This is a genomic window from Burkholderia sp. MR1-5-21 (assembly GCF_053427715.1).
Genome location: NZ_JBSAXD010000106.1, coordinates 1 through 647, shown reverse-complemented (window position 1 = coordinate 647; position 647 = coordinate 1). Strand labels below are relative to the sequence as shown.

The following is a 647-nucleotide window of genomic DNA, read 5'->3' as shown; positions in this document are numbered from 1 at the left end:
AAGTGCCGAGGATGAATATCGGGCGCTGATGACGAACGGCGCGAACTACGCGAAAGCATTCGGTTTGATGCCCGGCATCGCACTGACGGCCGCGCAAATGGACGCGCTGACGAGCGACATTGTCTGGTTGGTCGATCAAACCGTGACCCTGCCGGATGGCAGTACGACGCACGTGCTGGCCCCGGTCGTCTACATGGCGCAAACGCATGCAAACGACTTGCAACCGACCGGCGGCTTGATCGCGGCGGACGATGTTGAAATTCATGCAGCCGGCAGCACGACCAATTCGGGCGTCATAAAGGGCGGCACGAAGGCCGTACTCACCGCGACCGATATCCTGAACCGGGGCGGGACGATTTCGAGTAGCGGCGCGAACGGCACGACGGTCGTGTCGGCCGGCAACGATGTCGTCAACGCGTCGGGGCAGATTAGCGGCAACCGGGTCGCCGTGCTGGCGGGCCGCGATATCGTCAACACTACGCTGGTCGATGCAGTCGGCGCAACCAGTTCTTCCGGCGCAAGCAAGGCCAATGCAGGTTTGATCGGCCAGCAAGGCACGATCGCGGCGACAGGCGATCTGTCCGTTCAGGCCGGTCGCGACCTCACGCTGCACGGTGCGAATCTGTCGGCTGGTGGCGATGCGCTTG

At 63.1% G+C, this 647-nt stretch carries 1 protein-coding gene; it reads left to right on the top strand.

Features of this window, described 5'->3' with window-relative positions:
* Window positions 1-647: hypothetical protein (locus tag ACV229_RS40615; RefSeq protein ID WP_448088659.1), on the top strand; the 647-nt coding region annotated here is incomplete at both ends.